This window comes from Erwinia aphidicola, assembly GCF_014773485.1.
GTDB lineage: Bacteria > Pseudomonadota > Gammaproteobacteria > Enterobacterales > Enterobacteriaceae > Erwinia > Erwinia aphidicola.
On sequence record NZ_JACXBP010000001.1, the window covers coordinates 540,430 to 563,239 of the forward strand.

Annotated in this window: 22 protein-coding genes; 12 read left to right on the top strand and 10 right to left on the bottom strand. The window is 55.8% G+C overall.

Translation table 11 applies throughout. The annotated features are described in order from the left end of the window. Positions 1-154 precede the first annotated feature (154 nt). The 4 genes from ID864_RS02570 to pabB form a co-directional block, all read right to left on the bottom strand. Complete coding sequence (locus tag ID864_RS02570; protein WP_048915872.1) at positions 155-1,717, bottom strand: EAL domain-containing protein; 1,563 nt, start codon at positions 1,715-1,717, stop codon at positions 155-157. A gap of 245 nt (positions 1,718-1,962) precedes the next feature. After that, positions 1,963-3,327: an L-serine ammonia-lyase gene (locus ID864_RS02575; RefSeq protein ID WP_191149357.1), complete on the bottom strand. Its 1,365-nt coding sequence runs from the start codon at positions 3,325-3,327 to the stop codon at positions 1,963-1,965. Between the two features lie 187 nt (positions 3,328-3,514). Continuing rightward, entirely contained in the window at positions 3,515-4,093 is a 579-nt protein-coding gene (locus ID864_RS02580) for a CoA pyrophosphatase (protein ID WP_191149358.1), read from the bottom strand. After that, positions 4,083-5,450, bottom strand: a complete 1,368-nt coding sequence (pabB, locus tag ID864_RS02585) for an aminodeoxychorismate synthase component 1 (RefSeq protein WP_191149359.1) — start codon at positions 5,448-5,450, stop codon at positions 4,083-4,085. Before pabB ends, ID864_RS02580 begins: the two co-directional genes overlap by 11 nt. 114 nt (positions 5,451-5,564) lie before the next feature. Between pabB and ID864_RS02590 the strand changes: the two genes are divergently transcribed. Then, positions 5,565-5,792 carry a YoaH family protein gene (locus ID864_RS02590; protein ID WP_048915876.1) on the top strand — a complete coding sequence of 76 codons (228 nt, stop codon included), beginning with the start codon at positions 5,565-5,567 and terminating at the stop codon, positions 5,790-5,792. Positions 5,793-6,035: 243 nt separating this feature from the next. On the opposite strand, the gene ID864_RS02595 is transcribed toward ID864_RS02590, so the two are convergent. Continuing rightward, positions 6,036-6,380, bottom strand: a complete 345-nt coding sequence (locus ID864_RS02595) for a RidA family protein (protein WP_048915877.1) — start codon at positions 6,378-6,380, stop codon at positions 6,036-6,038. 135 nt (positions 6,381-6,515) lie between these two features. Between ID864_RS02595 and ID864_RS02600 the strand changes: the two genes are divergently transcribed. The 5 genes from ID864_RS02600 (at position 6,516) to rnd (ending at position 12,974) form a co-directional block, all read left to right on the top strand. Next, entirely contained in the window at positions 6,516-8,450 is a 1,935-nt protein-coding gene (locus ID864_RS02600) for an ATP-dependent DNA helicase (RefSeq protein WP_048915878.1), read from the top strand. 35 nt (positions 8,451-8,485) lie between these two features. Continuing rightward, complete coding sequence (gene tsaB, locus ID864_RS02605) at positions 8,486-9,187, top strand: tRNA (adenosine(37)-N6)-threonylcarbamoyltransferase complex dimerization subunit type 1 TsaB (protein ID WP_180276724.1); 702 nt, start codon at positions 8,486-8,488, stop codon at positions 9,185-9,187. 59 nt (positions 9,188-9,246) lie between these two features. Then, entirely contained in the window at positions 9,247-9,843 is a 597-nt protein-coding gene (locus tag ID864_RS02610) for a Slp family lipoprotein (protein WP_048915880.1), read from the top strand. A 215-nt stretch (positions 9,844-10,058) separates the two neighbouring features. Next, entirely contained in the window at positions 10,059-11,744 is a 1,686-nt protein-coding gene (gene fadD, locus ID864_RS02615) for a long-chain-fatty-acid--CoA ligase FadD (protein ID WP_133623769.1), read from the top strand. A 120-nt stretch (positions 11,745-11,864) separates the two neighbouring features. Then, entirely contained in the window at positions 11,865-12,974 is a 1,110-nt protein-coding gene (rnd, locus tag ID864_RS02620; RefSeq protein WP_191149479.1) for a ribonuclease D, read from the top strand. A 59-nt stretch (positions 12,975-13,033) separates the two neighbouring features. Here the strand turns inward: rnd and minE are convergent, their stop codons facing one another. From minE to minC, 3 genes are read right to left on the bottom strand one after another with little or no spacing between them, the layout of a single operon-like run. Then, a complete protein-coding gene (gene minE, locus ID864_RS02625) occupies positions 13,034-13,315 on the bottom strand; it encodes a cell division topological specificity factor MinE (protein ID WP_099753633.1) in 282 nt (93 codons plus the stop codon). A 3-nt stretch (positions 13,316-13,318) separates the two neighbouring features. Then, positions 13,319-14,131, bottom strand: a complete 813-nt coding sequence (gene minD, locus ID864_RS02630) for a septum site-determining protein MinD (RefSeq protein ID WP_048915883.1) — start codon at positions 14,129-14,131, stop codon at positions 13,319-13,321. A gap of 42 nt (positions 14,132-14,173) precedes the next feature. Then, positions 14,174-14,875 (bottom strand): septum site-determining protein MinC, encoded by a 702-nt coding sequence (gene minC, locus ID864_RS02635; RefSeq protein ID WP_048915884.1) that lies wholly within the window; start codon positions 14,873-14,875, stop codon positions 14,174-14,176. A gap of 155 nt (positions 14,876-15,030) precedes the next feature. Here minC and ID864_RS02640 point away from each other — a divergent pair, with 155 nt between their 5' ends. The 4 genes from ID864_RS02640 to ID864_RS02655 all read left to right on the top strand — a co-directional run bounded on the left by ID864_RS02640 (position 15,031) and on the right by ID864_RS02655 (position 17,757). Beyond that, on the top strand, positions 15,031-15,306 hold the full coding sequence (locus tag ID864_RS02640) for a YcgL domain-containing protein (protein ID WP_048915885.1): 276 nt from the start codon (positions 15,031-15,033) through the stop codon (positions 15,304-15,306). A gap of 92 nt (positions 15,307-15,398) precedes the next feature. Further along, positions 15,399-16,496, top strand: coding sequence for a lytic murein transglycosylase (locus ID864_RS02645; RefSeq protein WP_191149360.1), 1,098 nt, complete (start codon positions 15,399-15,401; stop codon positions 16,494-16,496). 69 nt (positions 16,497-16,565) lie between these two features. Beyond that, positions 16,566-17,225 (top strand): fumarylacetoacetate hydrolase family protein, encoded by a 660-nt coding sequence (locus ID864_RS02650; RefSeq protein WP_191149361.1) that lies wholly within the window; start codon positions 16,566-16,568, stop codon positions 17,223-17,225. 82 nt (positions 17,226-17,307) lie between these two features. After that, positions 17,308-17,757 (top strand): YcgN family cysteine cluster protein, encoded by a 450-nt coding sequence (locus ID864_RS02655; RefSeq protein WP_048915888.1) that lies wholly within the window; start codon positions 17,308-17,310, stop codon positions 17,755-17,757. A gap of 47 nt (positions 17,758-17,804) precedes the next feature. On the opposite strand, the gene dsbB is transcribed toward ID864_RS02655, so the two are convergent. Further along, positions 17,805-18,335, bottom strand: coding sequence for a disulfide bond formation protein DsbB (dsbB, locus tag ID864_RS02660; protein WP_191149362.1), 531 nt, complete (start codon positions 18,333-18,335; stop codon positions 17,805-17,807). Positions 18,336-18,643: 308 nt separating this feature from the next. On the opposite strand from dsbB, the gene fadR reads away from it, so the two are divergent. Continuing rightward, on the top strand, positions 18,644-19,363 hold the full coding sequence (gene fadR, locus ID864_RS02665) for a fatty acid metabolism transcriptional regulator FadR (RefSeq protein WP_048915890.1): 720 nt from the start codon (positions 18,644-18,646) through the stop codon (positions 19,361-19,363). A 46-nt stretch (positions 19,364-19,409) separates the two neighbouring features. Here fadR and ID864_RS02670 read toward each other — a convergent pair whose 3' ends face one another. Next, the gene (locus ID864_RS02670; RefSeq protein ID WP_048915891.1) at positions 19,410-20,948 is read right to left on the bottom strand and encodes a SpoVR family protein; all 1,539 of its coding nucleotides are present in this window, start codon (positions 20,946-20,948) and stop codon (positions 19,410-19,412) included. 522 nt (positions 20,949-21,470) lie between these two features. On the opposite strand from ID864_RS02670, the gene ID864_RS02675 reads away from it, so the two are divergent. Next, positions 21,471-22,772, top strand: coding sequence for a D-amino acid dehydrogenase (locus ID864_RS02675; RefSeq protein ID WP_191149363.1), 1,302 nt, complete (start codon positions 21,471-21,473; stop codon positions 22,770-22,772). Positions 22,773-22,810: the final 38 nt, after the last annotated feature.

Consider the following 22,810-nt stretch of genomic DNA (forward strand, 5'->3'; position numbering starts at 1 on the left):
CTCCCAACATCTGAAGCCTCATCGTCGCAGTTTAAAACCCACAGCGAGCACGAGGCGAGTGGGGGATGAGCTCAGAGCGGTCAGAGGACGTTAGCGCTGGGAGCGATGTCTGAAGATAGTTAAAAGGCATGCCTGGCCGCTACAGGTCAACCCATCACGCGCTCAGCGTCTCCTGATGATTCATCAGCCATTCTGGGAAATCCCCCAGCGGCATCGGGCGGGCAAAGAAGTAGCCCTGAAGCGTATCAACGCCTCTCTCACGCAGATACTCAGCCTGTTCCGCCGTTTCTACTCCTTCAGCCACCAGGCTAATGTTCAGACGCTGCGCCAGTGAAATCACCATATCGGTCACGGTTGCATTGATCGCATCGGTGCCGATAGCGGCGGTAAAGACTTTATCAATCTTCAACACGTCCGGGCTCAGGGTCTTCAGGTACGAAAGGGAGCTGTGGCCAGTACCAAAATCATCGATCGCCAGCTTCACCCCAATCTTATGCAGATGCGACACCACGCGCTGATCGACCACCGGCAGCGAATCCCGCTCGGTCAGCTCGACAATCAGCTGTGGCCTGGGATTAGCCGGCCACCACAGTTGCTGTAAATCGTCGATAATGGCGCGCTCGTGGAAATGGCTGGCCGCCACATTGATCGCAATATGGAACGATTGACAGGCTGGCAGCTGCGGCAAATGGCGCACCACTTCACTGATGACAAAGCGGGTCAGCGGAGCTATCAGATTCTGCCGTTCGGCCAGCGGGATAAATACATCCGGCGGGATCCAGCCCTGGCGCGGGTTATGCCAGCGCAGCAGCAGTTCAATACCTTCACAACCCCCGCTGCGTGCGTTGATCAGCGGCTGGCAGTACACCATAAATTCACGGGCGGTGATGCCATAGCTAATCTGCCACGACAGGCTCATACGGTTGGCGGTTGCCAGCCAGACGATATAGCCCATCAGCAGGCTCAGCAGCAGGGCCAGCGGCAGCTGCGAAGGCACCGTCACCAAAGCCAGCCGCGCCGGGGATGGCCCAAATAGTGTGATCGAGAACGGGTAGCGCAGTGACGACTCTTCATAGGTCACTTCATCCTCTGAAGGCACCGCCGGTTCAATCATCGGATTACCAAACTCCAGGCTCTTACCACCCACGTTAAAAATGGCGCGCTCAACCCACGGTAGGGTCGGCTCCAGCAGATAGTTGGTCATCAGCTCAATATTGATGATCTGAATGATGCCGGAACGGTTGTCGAGGGAGCGTGGCGTCCAGAGCAGCAGCACCGGCGATCCCTTGATCAAATGCTCATCAACCGACAGCATCATGCGCTGGTTATTGACTGCCAGTTCTGGATAGTTGTCGGCAAAGCCAACATCCGTGGAGCCATAGATGCTGGAGCAGTAAACGCGGTCTCTGTCCACCAGTAAAATAGACCTGACCGTCTGCAAGGAAGCCAGTTTTTCAATCAGCGGAAAACGCACTTCACCACAGGTCAGGCCCACCAGGCCAAGGGTATTGTTTGCCGCGACGTCAAGCGGCGAGAACATTCGGTCAAAACGCTGGATAGCGTTGTCTGCGAAACTTCGCGACTGCTGCTCTATTCGGCCTTTCTCTTCCAGAAAACGGAAGGTTAACGTGAGAATGAGCACCAACGCGGCAACCACCACAGCGATCAGTAACCGCTTGCGGCGAAACTGTCCTAAAACTTCCTGGGACATGTGCATCAGTAACCACCCTTAGATCAAGACGCGTATAAATAGAGACCGAATACCAATTATCGGCAACAGGGGCATTAAGTTTAGTCGTGCTGAAGATAAAAGCTGAAGCGCTCAAAAACAGGAAGTTACTCGCGTAGATACGCCGAAAACACTCTAGCGGTTTCCGGGTTGCGGAGATAGCAGGAGAAGAAAATTATTTTTACGTTAAGACACAAAAAAAACGCCACCGCAGAGGTGGCGTTACGCTGTGATTAATCACACTGGACTTTTATCGCCAGCCCGCCGCGTGATGTTTCACGATATTTTGCATTCATGTCTTTGCCGGTCTCGTACATAGTTTCAATCACTTTATCCAGCGAGACGCGCGCTTCGCTGGTACGGCGCATCGCCATGCGCGCCGAGTTGATCGCTTTCACCGAAGCAATGGCATTACGCTCAATGCACGGCACCTGCACCTGACCTGCCACCGGGTCGCAGGTCAGTCCAAGGTTATGCTCCATACCGATTTCGGCAGCAACGCAGACCTGTTCCGGGCTGGCACCCAGTAGCTCGGCGAGACCCGCTGCGGCCATTGAGCAGGCGACGCCAACTTCGCCCTGGCAACCCACTTCAGCGCCAGAGATTGACGCATTCATTTTATACAGGATGCCGATAGCGCCGGAGGCCATAAAGTAGCGGATGAAGATGTCAGGGCTAACCGATTCGATAAAGCGATCGTAATACGCCAGCACCGCAGGCACGATGCCGCAGGCGCCGTTGGTTGGCGCTGTCACGACGCGGCCACCGGCAGCGTTCTCTTCATTCACCGCCAGCGCGAACATGTTGACCCAGTCGATAACGTTCATCGGATCGCTGGACAGCTTATCGGAAGAGGTCAGCAGCCGGCGCAGCGCGGAAGCACGGCGCGGAACGCGCAGCGGGCCTGGCAGTACGCCTTCGGTATTCAGGCCGCGATCGATACAGTCGCGCATGGTCTGCCAGATATCGGCAAAGTAACGCTCAATGTCGGCACGGCTGTGCACGGCCAGTTCGTTCTTCATAATCATGCCGGACAAGGAGAGGCCGGTCTGATGGCAGTGCTCCAGCATCTCTTTGGCGGAGTTGAACGGGTAGGGGACCAACACTTCGTTCAGCACGGTTTTACCAAAACTCTCTTCATCGACAATAAAACCACCGCCGACGGAGTAGTAGGTTTTGCTGTAAATTTTCAGGTCGCCAGCAAAGGCGTGAATGCTCATGCCGTTCTCATGCAGCGACAGATTATCACTGCGGAACACCATGCCGCCCTCACGCGGGAAGTCGACTTCGTGTGCGCCGTTAGCCAGCAGCAGGCGTTGGCGCTGCTCCACGTCGCGGATGAAGCCGGGAATAGCATCAATGTCGACCGTTTCGGGGGAAGCCCCGGATAGCCCCATAATGATGGCGATATCGGTGTGGTGCCCTTTGCCGGTCAGCGACAGGGAACCATACACATCGACGGCGATGCGCGTCACGGAAGAGAGCTGGCGGTTATTTACCAGATCGTCGACAAACAGTTTGCCGGCTTTCATCGGGCCGACAGTATGAGAACTGGACGGGCCAATGCCGATCTTAAACATGTCGAAAACGCTAATCACGTTACACGCTCCTGTCAGGATTATTGCTCGCGGTGGGCATTGCTCACGGTGGTAGCCCACGAATGGCGAGAAATATAAATGAAAAACTGCCGAATTGCAGTGATTTGGATCGCCACGCTGCGATTTTCTGGTGATAAATAATGTGAAGGTGGTTTTATCTGCAACTAATGGCTGGATTTTAACCGATTCAGGCCGGTTTAGCTACCTGAAGGCTAAGCTGGCGAATAATCCCGGCGGTCATTCCCCAGATAAAGTAGTCATCAAACCATGATAGCCAGACGCGGTGTGACTGCCCGCCACGATGCACATCCAGCGCGGAGTAGCGGCTCAGACGCAGCGCTTCTTCCAGCGGCATCTCAAACACCGATTCCACTTCGCCCTCGTTGGCCTGCCACTCCAGACCCGGCTGCAGCACGCCGACGACCGGCGTAACCTGGAACCCGGTGCTGCTGGTGACCGCAGGCAGAATGCCGACCACGCTGACCGCCGCCGGCGGGATCGCGACCTCTTCAGCGGCTTCACGCAGGGCGGTGGCCACCAGGGAGGCATCGCTGCTGTCCATCATGCCGCCGGGAAACGCCACCTGCCCGGCATGTTTACGCAGCGTGGCGGCACGGCGGGTCAGCAGTAAGGTTGGGCTGGGATGAGCGACGATCGGCACCAGCACGGCAGCCTGCCGACGCGGCAAATTCTGCTGCCCGGCAGCGGGCGGTTGCAGAATAAAACGCGCCAGAAAGCGCTCCAGCACCGGGTTGTCATGCGTCATCAGTCAGCTGCTCCAGGCAGGGTAAAATGCGGTTCACTTTATCGAAGGTTTCCTGATATTCCGCCGCTTCTTCGCTGTCGGCAACGATCCCGCCTCCGGCAGCACAATAGAGGGTGCCGCGCTCGGCAATCAGCGTGCGGATGGTAATGCTGGTGTCCATGCGCCCGCAAACGCTGAGATAGCCGATACTGCCGCACCAGGCATTGCGCCGCTGTGGCTCCAGCTCTTCAATAATTTCCATCGCCCGCACTTTTGGCGCACCGGTAATCGACCCGCCCGGGAAGCAGGCGCGCAGCAGATCGCAGGCGGAAAGCGCAGGTTTTAGCTCGGCAGTGATAGTGCTGACCAGATGATGCACCGCCGGGAACGGCTCAACCACGAACAGCTCGGGCACTTTGACGCTGCCCGGGGTGGCAACGCGGCCGATATCGTTACGCAGCAGGTCGACGATCATCAGATTCTCGCTGCGATCCTTTGGCGACTGCGCCAGCTTCTCTCCCTGCAGGCGGTCGGCCACGGGATCGGCCAGGCGCGGCAGCGTGCCTTTAATCGGGCGCGTTTCAATCTGCTGACGCTGCAGCTTGATAAACCTTTCTGGCGACAGGCTGAGGATTGCGCTGTCCGGCAGGCGCAGAAAAGCGCTGAACGGTGCGCGGTTGGCGGCGCACAGCTGGCGGAATGCCTGCCATTCATCGCCCGCGTAGCTGGCGTTGAAGCGTTGGGCGAGATTTACCTGATAGCAGTCGCCGGAGAGCAGCCACTGCTGCACTTGACGGAACTTCTCACCGTATTCTTGACGCGACATATTCGCCTGCCAGCTGCTGGTCAGGCGGAAGGCGGGCTGAGCTGCCGCCTGCTGATCGTCCAGCCAGTCCAGCCGCGCCTGCACGTCGCCATGAACCACCAGCGTCAGTTTTTGCTGGTGGTGATCGGCAATCAGCGCCCAGTCGTAAATGCCTACCGCCATATCCGGCGTGGTCAGCTGCTGCTGTGCTGTAACGGGCAGTTTTTCAAAGCGCCGGCCGAGGTCGTAGCCAAACAGGCCAAGCACACCGCCCTGAAACGGCAGGCTGTCATGATGCTCAGCACGCAGGCCGCAGTTTTCCAGCTGCTGCTGCAGCAGCGCGAGTGGGTCATCCTCACTGACTATCGTCCCGGCTGCATGCTCGATTACCGTCTCTGCGCCGCGCGTGGTGAGGGTGATACACGGCTGAGCCACCAGGATATCAAAGCGGTTATCGCTGTGGTCGGCAAAGCCAGAGTGCAGCAGCATTGCCCATGGCAGATGGGAAAGGGTGGCAAACCGATCGGCCAGCGCATCTGGCGTATACTTCAGAGGATGATAGACAGGCGACATGGTTCTTCAGCAGATAAAGGTACACAGGTGCGCAAGCCTGACATATTTTTAAGCCGCTGGCATCTCTTTGTCGCCCGTGGAATAATCCCGCAGCAAATCCACCCAGGAGTCACTATGTTTACAGGATTACCCGCGCTGTCGTACGAAGAGCAGCAACAGGCCGTAGAACGCATTCAGGAACTGATGGCAAATGGCATGAGCAGTGGCGAGGCCATTGGCATGGTGGCAGCTGAAATTCGTGAGAATCACACGGGCGGACATGTTCCGGTGATGTTTGACGAAGATGAAGAAGACTACATGGGCGATAACAACCACGACGAAGAAGAAGACGAAGAAGAGTGAGCATCTGTCTTACCGGGCGTAATTGCCGCAGACAGTTTGGACGCGGACAGTGCGGAAAAACCGTAGCGTACACGCAGTACGTGAGGATTTTACTCGCGAAGCTCGCCCTCCGGGCCGCCCTGAAGGGCGTTCAAACTGCTCGCAGTTTGTGAGCACTGCCCAGGGACAAAATACCAAGTAAAATAGCCTGATAAGATCGATGCAAGTGGTTTACCCCTGCCCGCTGCTAGCAGGGGAAAGAGGTTACTTCGCGGCAACCACTTTAATTTCGACCAGATATTTCGGGTTCATCAAATTGGCCTGTACGGTGCAGCGCACGGGCGCATTACCCGGCGAGACCCAGGCATCCCACGCGCGATTCATCGCGGCAAAATCTTCTTTGTGCACCAGAAAAATGGTGGCATCCAGAATCTTACTTTTATCTGAGCCGACGCGCGTCAGCAGCTTATCAATTACCGCGAGGGCGTTGGCGGTCTGCGCTTCGGCATCCTCATCCAGATTTTCCGGCACGCTGGTGTAATACACCGTGTCGTTATGGATCACGGCTTCTGACATGCGGTGCTCTGGGTCAATACGTTCGATGGTCATGTGCATTCCTTTATTACTGATACTTTTAAACGCAGACAGACTGGCACAGATTCAGGCGGCTTGTCACCTTAAGGGTGGCTCAGACCGGTGGATACTGACATAATTACAGGTGTTTTTTTCCGGCAGTGAGGATGTGTGGCAGACGATTTTGCAGCAGACGGCGCCCTGGCGCAGGCTATACCCGGCTTCAGGCCGCGTGAACCACAGCGGGAGATGGCCGCCGCCGTGGCCCGGGCGATTGAGGGCAAGAGCGAACTGGTGGTCGAGGCCGGTACCGGCACCGGTAAAACCTATGCCTATCTTGCCCCGGCACTGCGTTCCGGAAAGAAAGTGATCGTCTCGACCGGTTCAAAAGCCCTGCAGGACCAGCTTTACAGCCGCGACCTGCCGACGGTCGCCAAAGCGCTAAAGTTCAAAGGCAGCGTGGCCCTGCTGAAGGGGCGCTCCAACTATCTGTGTCTGGAACGCATGGAACAGCAGTCGATGGCCGGTGGTGAACTGGCGGTGCAGGCGATGAGCGATCTCGTTCACCTGCGCGGCTGGTCAAACGAAACCGTCGATGGCGATATCAGCACCTGCGGTGGCGTGGCGGAAGACAGCACCATCTGGCCGCTGGTCACCAGCACCAACGATAACTGCCTTGGCAGCGACTGCCCGCAGTATAAAGATTGCTTCGTGGTTAAAGCCCGCCGTAAAGCGATGGATGCCGACGTGGTGGTGGTCAACCATCATCTGTTTCTCGCCGATATGGTGGTGAAAGAGGGGGGCTTTGCGGAGCTGATCCCGGATGCTGACGTGATGATCTTCGACGAAGCGCATCAGGTGCCGGATATCGCCAGCCAGTACTTTGGCCAGCAGCTCTCCAGCCGCCAGCTGCTTGACCTGGCGAAAGACATCAATATTGCCTACCGTACCGAGATCCGTGACGTCCAGCAGCTGCAAAAATCCGCCGACAGGCTGGCGCAGTGCGCCCAGGATTTCCGCATCGCGCTGGGCGACCCCGGTTTTCGCGGCAACCTGCGCGATTTACTGAGCAATCAGCAGATTCAGCGCGCGCTGCTGCTGCTCGACGACGCGCTGGAACTCTGTTACGACGTGGCGAAGCTCTCGCTGGGGCGCTCTGCACTGCTGGATGCCGCCTTTGAGCGCGCCGCGCTCTACCGCGGGCGTTTAAAGCGCCTGAAAGATGTTTCGCAGCCGGGATTCAGCTACTGGTATGAGTGCAACTCGCGCCACTTTGTGCTGGCGCTGACGCCGCTCTCGGTGTCCGATCGCTTCCGCGAAGTGATGGATGAGCGTCCGGCCAGCTGGATCTTTACCTCGGCCACGCTGGCGGTGAATGAGCAGATGACCCACTTTGTCGACCGCCTTGGCGTCGGCCAGGCGGAGACGCTGATCCTCAACAGTCCGTTTGATTTCGCCAGCCAGGCGCTGCTGTGCGTGCCGCGTAATCTGCCCTCACCAAATCAACCCGGCGGGACGCGCCAGCTGGCACGCATGCTGCGCCCACTGATTGAAGCCAACAACGGGCGCTGCTTCTTCCTGTGTACCTCGCACAAGGTGATGCGCGAGCTGGCGGAAGAGTTTCGCGCCATGCTGACCTTACCCGTGCTGCTGCAGGGTGAAACCAGCAAAGGCCAGCTGCTTAAGCAGTTTGTCGCGGCGGGTAATGCCCTGCTGGTGGCAACCAGCAGCTTCTGGGAAGGGGTGGATGTGCGCGGTGATGCCCTGTCGCTGGTGATTATCGACAAGCTGCCGTTTACCTCGCCGGACGATCCGCTGCTAAAAGCGCGTATGGAAGACTGCAAGGTGCGCGGCGGGGATCCGTTTGATGAAGTGCAGCTGCCGGATGCGGTGATCACCCTTAAACAGGGGGTAGGCCGTCTGATCCGCGATGTTGACGATCGCGGCGTGCTGGTTATTTGTGATAACCGCCTGGTGATGCGCCCCTACGGCGCGGTTTTCGTTAACAGTTTGCCGCCGACGCCGCGTACCCGAGATTTAGACAAGGCCGTGGCGTTTCTTAAGCCAGCGACAAGCAGTAATGGATCCGGCGGCAGTATGCTATGATGCGCGCCGAAAATTTTTCTCCCCCTGAGGTTGTGATGTCCACGCGAATTTTAGCTATTGATACGGCGACAGAAGCCTGTTCGGTTGCGTTGCTGAACCACGGTCAGACGTTAGCCCACTTTGAACTCTGCGCGCGTGAACATACGCAACGCATTCTGCCGCTGGTGCAGCAGATCCTGCGCGAGGGCGGGGTGGCATTAAGCGAACTGGATGCGCTGGCATTCGGGCGTGGCCCCGGCAGCTTTACCGGCGTGCGCATTGGCATTGGCATCGCTCAGGGATTATCGCTGGGTGCCAGCCTGCCGCTGATTGGCGTTTCCACCTTGCAAACCATGGCGCAGAGCGCATGGCGTCTGCATGGGGCTTCCCGCGTGCTGGCCGCGATTGATGCACGCATGGGCGAAGTTTACTGGGCAGAATATCAGCGCGATGAGCAGGGCGTCTGGCACGGTGAGCAGAGCGAAGCGGTGCTGAAACCGGAAGCCGCCGCGGCGCGTATGGCGCAGCTGAGTGGTGAATGGGCCTGCGTTGGCACCGGCTGGCAGGCATGGCCGCAGCTGGCAGAAAACAGCCCGCTGAGCTTAACCGTCACTGATGTGACGCTACCGCGCGCAGAAGATATGTTGCCGCTGGCCGGGCAGGCGCTGGCCGCCGGGCAGACCGTGGCCCCTGAACACGCAGAGCCGACTTACCTGCGTAATGAAGTGGCGTGGAAAAAATTACCGGGTCGCGAGTAGCCGTCGGCAACTATTTAAATGGGATGCAGTCGAAGTAGCATAAACCAGGGAGAATCTTAATGCGTAAACCGAGTATCTGGCAGTTAAGTGGTTTGTTATTGGTGTCGCTGTTGCTCAGCGGCTGTGTCACCGTGCCGGATTCAGTTAAAGGCTCCTCGCCCACGCCCCAGCAGGATCTGGTGCGGGTGTTAAGTGCGCCAGAACTGTTTGTTGGTCAGGAGTCGCGCTTTGGCGGGAAAGTCATCAAAGTCGACAACCGCAACGGTATGACGCGGCTGGAAATTGCCGCCATGCGCCTTGATGACGGGGCGCGCCCAATTCTTGGCAGCGCCTCTATTGGCCGTATCTTTGCTGACGTGAACGGTTTCCTCGATCCGGTGGATTTCAATAACCAGATGGTCACCGTGGTCGGGCCGATCAAGGGCACTGAGAAAGGCAAGATTGGCGAGGCGCAGTATAGCTTCGTGGTGGTGAGTGTGACCGGCTATCAGCGCTGGCATATGAGCCAGCAGATCGTTACGCCGCCGCAGCCTATCGACCCGTGGATCTGGTATGGCCCCGGCAACGGCCGCCATCGCGGAGGTTACTGGGGCCCGGCCCCGTGGGGTTACTACAACACCGGCCCGGCGCAGGTGCAGACCATTCTCACCGAGTAGCCACAGCGCGTAAACATTGACGACGGCATATCTGCCAGCCGCTGGCGATATGCCGTTTTTATTGATTCTCTCCGGATGAGAGAAATTTAGTGATGGGCTTCGCAACCTCAAAACAGAGACCTGAGCAAACTGGTACGCTGAGTTAAAATAATGTTAACAGATGCCGATCGGTCGAGGCTGCGATGACAACAAATAATAATTTTCGAGGTGATTCCTTGCATAAGGTTTGGCTAAACCGCTACCCCGCTGATGTACCTGCTGATATTAACCCCGATCGCTACCGGTCGCTGATCGAACTGTTTGAGCACGCGGCGCTGCGTTACGCTGAGCAAACGGCATTTATCAATATGGGGCAGAGCATGTCCTTCCGTCAGCTGGATGCGCGCAGCCGCGCATTTGCCGCCTATCTGCAACAGGGGTTGGGGCTGAAAAAGGGCGACCGCGTAGCGCTGATGATGCCAAACCTGCTGCAGTACCCGATTGCCCTGTTCGGCATCCTGCGTGCCGGCATGATTGTGGTGAACGTTAACCCGCTGTATACCCCGCGAGAGCTGGAACATCAGCTGAATGACAGCGGTGCCAGTGCGATTGTGATTGTCTCCAACTTTGCCCACACGCTGGAAAAAGTGGTGGCAAAAACCCAGGTTAAGCACGTGATCCTGACGCGCCTTGGCGACCAGCTCTCCCCGGCCAAGGGTACGCTGGTCAATTTCGTCGTCAAATACATCAAAAAAATGGTGCCGAAATATTATCTCCCCGGAGCGATTTCGTTCCGTCAGGCGCTGCACAGCGGGGCACAGCTGGAGTATGTTAAGCCGGAGATTATCAATGACGATCTCGCTTTCCTGCAATATACCGGCGGCACTACCGGTGTCGCCAAGGGCGCCATGCTGACGCACCGCAACATGCAGGCTAACCTTGAGCAGACCAAGGCGACCTATGGCTCGTTGCTTAAGGCCGGTGAACATACCGTGGTCACCGCGCTACCGCTGTACCATATTTTCGCGCTGACGGTGAACTGCCTGCTGTTTATCGAGCTGGGCGGCGCTAACCTGCTGATCACCAACCCACGTGATATTCCGGGGCTGGTAAAAGAGCTGGCGAAATATCCCTTTACCGCGATCACCGGCGTTAACACGCTATTTAACGCGTTGCTTAACGATGCCGCGTTCAACCAGCTCGATTTCTCAACGCTGAGTTTATCCGCCGGTGGCGGCATGGCGGTGCAGAAGGCGGTGGCCGAGCGCTGGGAGAAGCTGACCGGCCATTATCTGCTGGAAGGTTACGGCCTGACAGAATGCTCCCCGCTGGTGTCGGTCAACCCGTACGACATTACCTGCCATAACGGCAGCATTGGTTTACCGGTGCCCTCTACCGATATCATGCTGGTGGACGAAGCCGGGAATGAAGTGCCGGAAGGTGAACCGGGCGAACTCTGTATTAAAGGCCCGCAGGTGATGCTGGGATACTGGCAGCGCCCTGATGCAACCGATGAAGTTTTAAAAAATGGATGGCTTCGCAGCGGTGATATTGTTACCGTTGACCACGAAGGTTTCCTGCGTATTGTCGATCGTAAAAAAGATATGATTCTGGTTTCCGGTTTCAACGTTTATCCTAATGAGATCGAGGATGTGCTGATGCTGCACCCAAAAGTGCGCGAAGCAGCCGCCATTGGCGTGCCGAATGATGTCGCGGGTGAGATGGTGAAAATCTGCGTGGTGAAGAAGGATCCGTCACTGACGAAAGATGAACTGCTGGCTCACTGCAAGAAGCATCTGACAGGATATAAAATTCCTAAAATTGTTGAGTTCCGTGATGAGCTGCCGAAGACCAACGTCGGCAAAATACTGCGTCGCGAACTGCGCGAGGAAGCCATCAAGACGGCCCAGCCCACAGGCTGATCGCCAATGGCTTTTCCTGCTAACGTACAATGCCGGGTTACCCGGCATTTTTATTGTTAACGCCAGCTGACTACAGGGCAATGGCCCCTGTGGCGAGAGAATACAAATTTGAATTACACCATGATCACCACCAATGAGGCGCTGGCCGAGGTCTGCCTGCGCGCCCGTCAGGTTCCTGCGCTGGCGCTGGATACTGAATTCGTCCGTACCCGTACTTACTACCCGCGTCTCGGTTTAATCCAGCTGTTCGATGGGGAGACTATTTCACTGATCGACCCGCTGCCGATCACCGACTGGACACCGTTCCGCGATCTGCTGGTCGATGCACAGTGCATCAAATTCCTGCATGCCGGGAGTGAAGACCTCGAAGTATTCCATCACGAGTTTGGCGTGCTGCCGCAGCCGATGATCGATACGCAGATCCTCGCTGCCTTTAGCGGCCGCCCGCTGTCGTGCGGCTTCGCGACGATCGTTGAGTCCTTTACCGGCATTGCGCTGGATAAAAGCGAGTCACGTACTGACTGGATAGCGCGCCCGCTAACCGAAAAACAGTGCCAGTACGCTGCTGCTGACGTGTTCTATCTGCTGCCGATTGCGCATAAGCTGATGGCAGAGACCGAAGCAGCAGGGCAGATGGACGCGGCGCTGGATGAGTGCCAGCTGCTGTGCAAGCGCCGCACTACGCTGCTTGACCCGCAGGATGCCTGGCGTGAAATCACCAATGCCTGGCAGCTGCGCCCACGTCAGCTGGCCGCGCTGCGCCTGTTGGCTGCCTGGCGGCTTGAGCTGGCACGCGAGAAAGATATGGCGGTTAACTTTGTGGTACGCGAAGAGAACCTGTGGAAAGTCGCCCGCTTTATGCCGGGTTCGCTGGGCGAGCTGGACCATCTGGGGCTGGCCGGGCAGGAGATCCGTTTCCACGGCAAAGCGCTGGTAGCGATGGTGGCGCAGGCCAATGCACTGAGCGAAGCAGAGCTACCGCAGCCGTTGCCGAATCTGGTTGACTATCCGAACTACAAGCAGGTTTTCAAAGGGTTAAAAGCCCTGGTGGCGGAGTCGGCGGAACAGCATGGCGTCAGTCAGGAACTGCTGGCATCGCGCCGTCAGATCAATCAGCTGCTGAGCTGGTACTGGAAATTGAAACCACAAACGACCAAGCCGGAGCTGGTGGATGGCTGGCGTGGGAAACTGCTGGAAAAGGGTATCAACGAACTGCTCGCGGCGTACTAAACGCGCGAAGAAATTGTCCCCTGCTGCGATAGCAGGGGAAAATCAGGAACGGTTGGGGATCATTTCGGTGTGTCTTCCGCTTCCGCTTCTGTCTCTGGCAGGGTGACGTTCAACTCAAGAATAGAGATGTCATCATCCTTTTGATCCAGCTTGACGCTCAGCATCTCTGGATCAATTTTCACGTATTTGCAGATCACTTCCAAAATGTCCCTTTTCAGCTGTGGCAGATAGTGGGGCTCACTGTCGCCCCTTCTGCGTTCCGCCACAATAATCTGCAGCCGCTCCTTGGCTATATTGGCTGTGCTCTTTTTACGGGATAAAAAGAAATCGAGTAAGGCCATGGTTTATCCCCCAAACAGGCGTTTCAGGAAACCCTTCTTCTCTTCTTCAATGAAGCGGAAGGGACGTTCTTCACCGAGCAGACGGTCAACGGTATCGGCATAAGCTTTACCTGCGTCTGATTCAGCGTCCAGGATCACTGGCTCACCCTGGTTTGAGGCGCGCAGCACGGACTGGTCCTCCGGAATCACGCCGGCCAGTGGAATACGCAGAATTTCCAGTACGTCTTCCATGCTCAGCATGTCACCGCGGTTTACGCGGCCCGGGTTATAGCGGGTCAGTAACAGATGCTCTTTAATCGGGTCCTGGCCGTTCTCCGCACGACGTGATTTGGAGGACAGGATACCGAGAATACGGTCGGAGTCGCGCACTGACGACACTTCCGGGTTGGTGGTGATGATCGCTTCGTCGGCGAAATAGAGCGCCATCAGGGCACCGGTTTCAATCCCCGCCGGGGAGTCACACACCACGAAATCGAACTCCATGTTGCCGAGGTCATTCAGCACTTTTTCCACGCCTTCGCGGGTCAGTGCATCTTTATCACGGGTTTGCGACGCTGGCAGAATAAACAGGTTTTCGGTGCGTTTATCTTTGATTAACGCCTGGTTCAGCGTGGCATCACCCTGAATCACGTTAACAAAGTCATAAACCACACGGCGTTCACAGCCCATAATCAAATCGAGGTTACGCAGACCGATATCGAAATCGATAACGACAGTTTTTTTACCTTTCTGCGCCAAACCGGTAGCGATGGCCGCGCTGGACGTGGTTTTACCAACGCCTCCCTTACCCGATGTAACAACAATAATGCGTGCCATATAGTAATTTCCTTAAGAAAAGAAAGGGCTCGTGAGCCTGGCTCAGTTCAATGTTTGTATAGTCAGGGCGCCATCTTTGAGACAAAGACGCGACGCTTTTCCGAAAAATTCAGCGGGGATCTGGTCCATAATCCAGTAGTTACCGGCTATGGAGACCAGTTCAGCTGATAAACTGGTACAAAAAATCTGGCAATTTTTATCGCCGGAGGCGCCAGCCAGCGCACGCCCACGCATCATGCCGTAAATATGGATATTGCCATCGGCGATCAGTTCAGCACCGGCGCTGACGCTGTTAGTGACGATAAGATCGCTGTTTTTGGCATAGATTTGCTGCCCGGAACGAACCGGTGTGGAGATAATCCGGGTTTTGGTGGCAGGTAGCTCAGTCGGGGCAACCGGCACCGGCAGTGCGGCTGCCTCAGCATTTTTCTTCTGCTCTTTGCCTTCGCTCAGGACGGGCAGGCCCGAGCGCGCAATCATGCGTTTTAACTGCTCATCCTTGCAGCCACTGATGCCAACAATATGTAAGCCTGTCGCCACAATAGCCTGCTGCATCAGCCGCCAGTTAACTTCGCGCGAAAGCGACGAAACGTTGACGACCACGGGGGCATTCTTCAGAAAGGCCGGAGCCTGGCTGACCTTCTCCTCCAGTGCCCGACGCACGGTATCAGGATCGGTGTGGTGCAAATGAACGACCGACAGCGTAAAACTACTGCCCTTTAACTCGATTGGCGATTGTGACATCTGTCCCGCTCAGTCCTGTTATTTCTTACCCGGCTAAATCAACCCCACAAGACGGTGATTAATCAAAGCCGTGAATATTCCGAAGTTCTGCAAGCATGTTATAGTTACTGTAATATTCAGGCAAGCCACCATCCCGGTTAATTCGAGTAAAAAATATGTTTTGTGTGATCTACAGAAGTCCCCAGCGTGACCAGACTTATCTTTATGTCGAAAAAAAAGACGATTTCTCCCGCGTTCCCGAAGCCTTACTGAAAGGGTTCGGCAAACCGCAGCTGGCAATGCTGCTGCCGCTTGACGGCAGTAAGAAGCTGGTAGGTGCGGATATCGAGAAAGTGAAAGCGGCGCTGCGTGATGAAGGCTTTTATTTACAGATGCCGCCGCCGGTAGAAAGTCTGCTTAAGATGCACCTGGAAAATGATAAAAAACTTTAATTAGGATTCATCTGCAAATATATCTCCACCGTTCAGAACCCCCCTGGATGTTTTAATTCGACGGTGGAGAGCGTAAAAAAAAAGGATGCCGCATGAAGCTGTCAGCCCTGCACACTTTACTGTTCACCGTCGCCCTGGCTGGCTGTGCCGCCAGTAACCACGCCGCTCCGGCCCCCGAAACCTCAGAACCTGCAGCTAAACCTGCAGCCAGCCCCACACCTTCCGGTGGCTTCCTGAAGCCAACCCCGAGCAGTAGCACCCTGGCGCAACAGGGGCGCGATCCCGCAGAGTTCCCGGCCTACGTGGAGCAGCTTAAAGCCCAGGCCCGCCAGCAGGGAATCGACCAGGCTACTATCGATACGGCATTCACCGGCGTGCATTTTGTTGATCGGGTGATCAAATCCGACCGCGGGCAGCTCGAGAAAAAAATCACCCTTAACGACTACCTTAGCCGGGTGATCACCCAGGCGAAGATCGATAAAGGGCGCGAGAATCTGCAGCAGTATCAGAATCAGCTGCAGCCGATTGCTGCCGCTTCTGGCGTGCAGGCCAATTACATTGTGGCGCTGTGGGCTATGGAAAGTCAGTTCGGCAGCATCCAGGGCAAAGAGGAAGTGGTCTCCGCACTGTCAACGCTGGCATTTGAGGGCCGCCGCGAGGCGTTCTTTACCAAAGAGCTGATGGCGGCGCTAAAAATCATTCAGCAGCAGCAGATGTCCGCTGCCGATCTAAAGGGCTCGTGGGCCGGTGCGATGGGGCAGAGCCAGTTTATGCCAAGCTCTTTCCTGACTTATGGTAAAGACGGCGATGGCGATGGCAAAATCGATATCTGGAACAACCTTGATGATGTCTTTGCTTCCACCGCTAATTATCTGCAGCGTGAAGGCTGGCAGGCGGGCCAGCGCTGGGGCGTGGAAGTGACGCTGCCGGGCAACTTTGGTGCGCAGCTGGCCGGGCTGAAAACGCCGCAGGCGAAAACCGTGGCGCAGTGGCAGCAGCTGGGCGTGCAGGCCAATAATCCCGATGCGGCCAGCAACGGCGCACAGCGGGCATGGATTGTGACCCCGGAAGATGGCGACGGCCGTTCATTCATGGTTTATGACAATTTCCGCACTCTGATGCACTGGAATCGATCCTATTATTTCGCTATCAGTATTGGCACCATGGCCGATGCACTTGCGGCACAGTAAGCACTAAACCCATCACGACGTGCGCTGGCACGATGTCGGCGCCGCTCACCAACCAGGCAGGGGAAGAGTATGTATCAGCATCACAACTGGCAGGGCGAACTGTTAGATTTTCCGGCAAGTAAGGTCGTGTGCGTGGGCAGTAACTACGCTAAACATATTAAAGAGATGGGCAGCGCTACGCCGACTGAGCCGGTACTGTTCATCAAGCCGGAAACTGCGCTGTGCGATATGCGCCAGCCGCTATCGATTCCGCAGGGGTTAGGCGCGGTGCATCACGAAGTTGAGCTGGCAGTGCTGATTGGCGCGACGCTGAAGCATGCAAGCGTTGAGCATGTGGCAAAGGCGATTGCCGGCTACGGCGTTGCGCTGGATTTAACCCTGCGTGACGTGCAGGCCGGGTGCAAGAAAGCCGGTCAACCCTGGGAAAAAGCCAAAGGCTTTGATAACTCCTGCCCGCTCTCTGGTTTTATTCCGGTCAGTGAGTTCAAAGAAGATCCTCAGGACGTAGAACTGAAGCTGGTGGTCAACGGCGAAGTGCGCCAGCAGGGCAGCACCGCGGACATGATCCATAAAATTGTGCCGCTGATTGCCTACATGAGCCAGTTCTTCACCCTGCGTGCGGGCGACGTGATCCTGACCGGCACGCCAGAAGGGGTTGGCCCGATGGTTTCTGGCGATAAGCTGGAAGTCTCTCTGGGCGGAAGAGGGGTTGCCACCCGGGTCCTGTAATCACCCGCCAAGGCGACAACACTTGCAACTGAAGCCCAAACCCCTTATAAGGTTCGGGCTTTTACTTTTACTGGACGCTAACATGACTGAGACCCCTTTCTGGCAGCGTAAAACGCTGGAACAAATGAGCGACGAGGAATGGGAATCCTTATGTGATGGCTGCGGTCAGTGCTGCCTGAATAAGTTGCAGGATGCCGATACCGATGAAATCTACTTCACCAACGTCGCCTGTAATCAGCTGAACATCAAAACCTGCCAGTGCCGTAACTATGAAACCCGTTTCGAACTGGAGGAGGATTGCATCAAGCTGACGCGCGATAATCTGCCCACCTTCCAGTGGCTGCCGCCGAGCTGCGCCTATCGCGTGCTGGCTGAAGGCAAAACTCTGCCGCCGTGGCATCCACTGCGCAGCGGTTCACGTGCCGCAATGCATGCCGCGCGTATTTCGGTGCGCCACATTGCCGTGCATGAGAGCGAAGTCGTAGACTGGGAAGAGCACATCATTAACCGTCCGCGCTGGTACGGCAAGTAGTACAGAAGGCGGAGGAGCAGAGCCAGCGGACGCTGGCTCTGGCAAGCTTAACGTGAGAACAGATCGCGTCTTTTCGGTTTAAACGCCTGGGCAATCAGCACCAGCACGCCAACCAGCAGGTAAGCCGCAAAGATTCCCACCAGCCACTGCGGCATACCCAGCGTCAGAAACGACCAGGATTTCTCCGCGCAGTCACCTGAGGCGACAAATACCGACGGCAGCCATTTATCCAGCGGCAGCCACGTCGGGAAGCGAGCAGCAAAATCACAGGTGACAAACGGTGACGGATGCAGCTGGATCATCGTGTGTTCCCACGCCAGACGCACCCCTTCCCAGGCACTGTACAGCCAGATGACGATTGCCACCCAGCGCAGCGGTGTTTTTGGTGCGATGGCACCGACAATCCCTGCACCCATAATGCCAAACAGCGCGCAACGTTCATAAATGCACATTACGCAGGGTTTCAGCAGCATCACGTGCTGAAAATAGAGCGCTGTCATCTCCAGGGCAAAAGCCGCTAGCGCCATTAAAAGCCAGGCACCCCGGCCATAAGAGCAGCGATTCAGGTATCTCAACATAAGTCTGTCCGTGTAGTAGGCGTTGAAACGGCAGTGTAAACGAAAAGCGCCAGCATGCCAGCCTGCGTGAGAAAAATTTAAGCGGGAAAATGACTTAAAATAAACCCGTTAGTAAAAAAGTGAAGTTTTCAGCTTTCGAACCCGACACGGAAAAAGAAGCCGATAAAGCGCCATCCGTTACCGGAAAAGAATCTCTGATTTTTGCAGATGATCGCTTTTTCCCCGGTAGCCAGGCTAGGTGAAGCCTGGGGCGTCTGGTATGATGAGCTGAAATTTTGCAGTCCTGAACGCAACGGAAATAGAACGCTATGGTCATTAAAGCGCAGAGCCCTGCGGGTTTCGCTGAAGAGTATATTATTGAAAGTATCTGGAATAATCGTTTTGCTCCGGGTTCTATCCTGCCTGCAGAGCGTGAGCTCTCCGAACTGATTGGCGTTACCCGCACCACGTTGCGCGAAGTGCTTCAGCGCCTGGCGCGCGATGGCTGGCTGACCATTCAGCATGGTAAACCGACTAAGGTGAACAATTTTTGGGAAACTTCCGGGCTGAGTATTCTGGAAACCCTGGCCCGGCTTGACCATGACAGCGTGCCGCAGCTGATCGACAATCTGCTCTCCGTGCGCACCAATATCTCTTCAATCTTTATCCGCCGCGCTATCCGCACCTATCCGGAAAAAGCCCGCGAAGTGCTGGAAACGGCCAATCAGGTTGAGGACCAGGCCGAGGCGTATACCAACCTTGACTACAATATTTTCCGCGGGCTGGCCTTTGCTTCAGGCAACCCGATATACGGTCTGATTCTTAATGGATTGAAAGGGCTTTATACCCGCGTTGGCCGCCACTACTTCTCTAATCCGGAAGCGCGCCGTCTGGCGCAGGCGTTCTATCAGCAGCTGCTGGAAATCCTGCAGACTAAAAACTATGAGCTGATTGTCGACAGCGTGCGTGACTACGGCCGCCGCAGCGGCGAAATCTGGCACGCCATGCAGATCAGCATGCCGACCGACCTGCCGCCGGCGCGTCGCTGAAATTAAAAGGGACGACCATAAAAGCGGTCGTCCCCTACAATTGTCCTCAGATAGCTGTTCCGGCACGCGGCGGACAGCGGTCTAAAATTTCAACGCTGCCGTCATCGTTCTGCTGCTCGAGATTGACATCAAAGCCCCACAGGCGGTGTACGTGTTTCAACACTTCACGACGGCTCTTGTCGAGCGGTGCCCGGTTATGCGGCACATAGCGTAACGTCAGTGAGCGATCCCCACGTAAATCAACGTCATAAACCTGAATATTCGGCTCCAGATTGCTCAAGTTATATTGAGCGGACAGCTGCTGGCGAATAGCCCGATATCCGGCTTCATCGTGGATAGCCGCAATCTCAAGGAAATTATTGCGGTCATCATCCATCACGGTAAACAGGCGGAAGTCACGCATCACTTTCGGTGACAGGAACTGGCTGATAAAGCTCTCATCCTTAAATTCGCGCATCGCGAAGTGCAGGGTATCCAGCCAGTTCGAACCGGCGATGTCCGGGAACCAGTAACGATCCTCCTCCGTCGGCTCTTCACAAATACGTTTGATATCCTGGAACATGGCAAAGCCCAGCGCATAGGGGTTGATGCCGTTGTACCACTGGCTGTTATACGGCGGCTGGAACACCACGTTGGTATGGCTGTGCAGGAACTCCAGCATAAAGCGCTCGGATACTTTGCCTTCATCGTACAGGTGATTAAGGATGGTGTAGTGCCAGAAGGTCGCCCAGCCCTCGTTCATAACCTGAGTCTGCTTTTGCGGATAGAAATACTGGCTTACTTTACGCACGATACGCAGGCACTCACGCTGCCACGGTTCGAGCAGCGGAGCATTCTTCTCCATAAAGTAGAGAATGTTCTCCTGCGGCTCCGCCGGATAGCGGGTATTGGCGAAGTGGGTCTCCTCACGCTCGCGGCGCGGCAGGGTGCGCCACAGCATGTTAACCTGGCTTTGCAGATACTCCTCGCGGCTCTTCTGGCGGGCTTTCTCCTCCTGCAGCGAGATCTTCTGTGGGCGTTTGTAGCGGTCAACGCCGTAGTTCATCAACGCATGACAGGAGTCCAACAGCCGCTCGACCTGTTCCACCCCATAACGCTCTTCACACTGGGTAATATAGTTACGGGCAAAGATCAGATAGTCGACAATCGAGCTGGCATCGGTCCAGCTGCGGAACAGGTAGTTATTTTTGAAGAAGGAGTTGTGCCCATAACAGGCATGCGCCATAACCAGCGCCTGCATCGTCATGGTGTTTTCTTCCATCAGATAGGCGATGCAGGGATTGGAGTTAATGACGATCTCATACGCCAGACCCTGCTGCCCATGCTTGTAACGCTGCTCGGTCTCAATAAATTTCTTACCGAATGACCAGTGGGCGTAGTTGATTGGCATGCCGACGCTGGAGTAGGCGTCCATCATCTGTTCCGAGGTAATGACCTCGATTTGGTGCGGGTAGGTATCAAGGCGGTAAGATTTGGCGACGCGGTCAATCTCCTTGAGATACACATCAAGCAGGTCGAAGGTCCAGTCTGGTCCATCATCGAGTCGTTTGCTGTCCTTAATCGGAACGTCAAAGATCGTGGTCATAGCGCACCCCTTTTTATAAAACCGGTTTCTGGCGATACATCCGTAGCGGCAAAATGTCCGTTTTCATGTCAGCTTCACCCGCAGCCGTGCCGTGATGATAAGCCTGGAATTAAAACCAATATCTCAATGATAGTTCACTGTCTCTTATCCCTCTTGCGAAAACAATTGAAATTTTCGATACAAAATACAGCGTTGGGTTAAAAAAGGTTTTTACCTGAGGTTAAATGCAGCTTAAGGCTGTTTTTTTAGAATAATATACTGTTTATCGTGAAAAGTTATGACGGGGATCGTTTGTGCTGATGTTTGCGCAATTATGCTATTTATTGATTATTACCTGCTTGAAAAGTGTCTTTGTTAGAGTTTTCAACTGAAATGATGGCAGCATCTTGTTTTTATTTCGGCATCAGGTAAAAAATATGTGAAATTTGTCAGTGGCAGGATGAAGTGCTCTCTGGTTTTTTCATCCAGTCGATAACTAAAAATCCAGTGCATTGTTCTTTTCTAATTCTCGGCGAGGTGGTTATGCGTGTTGTCATTCTGGGCAGTGGAGTGGTTGGCGTGGCGAGCGCCTGGTATCTGGCACAGGCCGGGCATCAGGTGACGGTTATCGACCGGCAGCCCGGCCCGGCACTTGAAACCAGCGCGGGTAATGCCGGGCAGATCTCGCCGGGTTATGCTGCCCCCTGGGCTGCGCCGGGCGTGCCGCTAAAAGCCATTAAATGGATGTTTCAGCGCCATGCTCCGCTGGCGATTCGTCTGGACGGAAGCCGTTTCCAGCTCGAGTGGATGTGGCAGATGCTGCGTAACTGCGATATGCGCCACTATCAACAAAATAAAAGCCGCATGGTGCGCATTGCCGAATACAGCCGGGACTGCCTGAAGGCGCTGCGCCAGCAAACAGGCATTGCCTATGAAGGGCGCCAGGGCGGCACGCTGCAACTGTTCCGCACCGCCCAGCAGTATGAAAGCGCGGCCAAAGATATCGCCGTGCTGAAGGAGGCCGGCGTGCCTTACGAGCTGCTGGAAGCCGCGCAGTTGGCGCAGGCGGAACCGGCGCTGGCCGCCACGCAGCACAAGCTGACCGGCGGGCTGCGGTTACCTAATGATGAAACCGGTGACTGCCAGCTGTTTACCCAGCGGCTGGCTAAAATGGCTGCTGACGCTGGGGTAGAGTTTCGTTTTAATACCCCGGTTGACGGGTTACTCCAGGAAGGGAATAAGATTACCGGCGTGCAGTGTGGCGATGAGCGGGTGACGGCTGAGGCTTACGTCGTTGCGTTCGGATCGTATTCAACGGCGCTGCTGGATGAGATCGTCAAAGTGCCTGTCTATCCGCTAAAAGGTTACTCGCTGACCATTCCAATTAAAGATGCAGATGCCGCGCCGGTCTCAACGGTGCTCGATGAAACCTACAAGGTGGCAATCACCCGATTTGACGACCGCATCCGCGTGGGCGGCATGGCGGAAATTGTCGGCTACAACACCAAACTACTGCCTGCGCGTCGCGCCACGCTGGAGATGGTGGTGCGCGATCTCTATCCGCAGGGTGGGCATATTGAGCAGGCGACGTTCTGGAGCGGGCTGCGCCCGATGACCCCGGACGGAACGCCGATTGTCGGCCGTACCCCATTGAAAAACCTGTTCCTTAATACCGGTCATGGTACTCTTGGCTGGACCATGGCATGCGGTTCTGGTCAGCTGCTGGCCGACATTATTTCCGGCCGCACGCCCGCGATTGCGGCTGACGATCTGTCCGTCATGCGCTATCTGCCGGGATATGCTCCGGCTGCAGCGACCACGCTGCACGGTGCCAATATTCGTTAATGCAGCCCACGGTTATAAGTTATTCAAGGAGAGGAGAG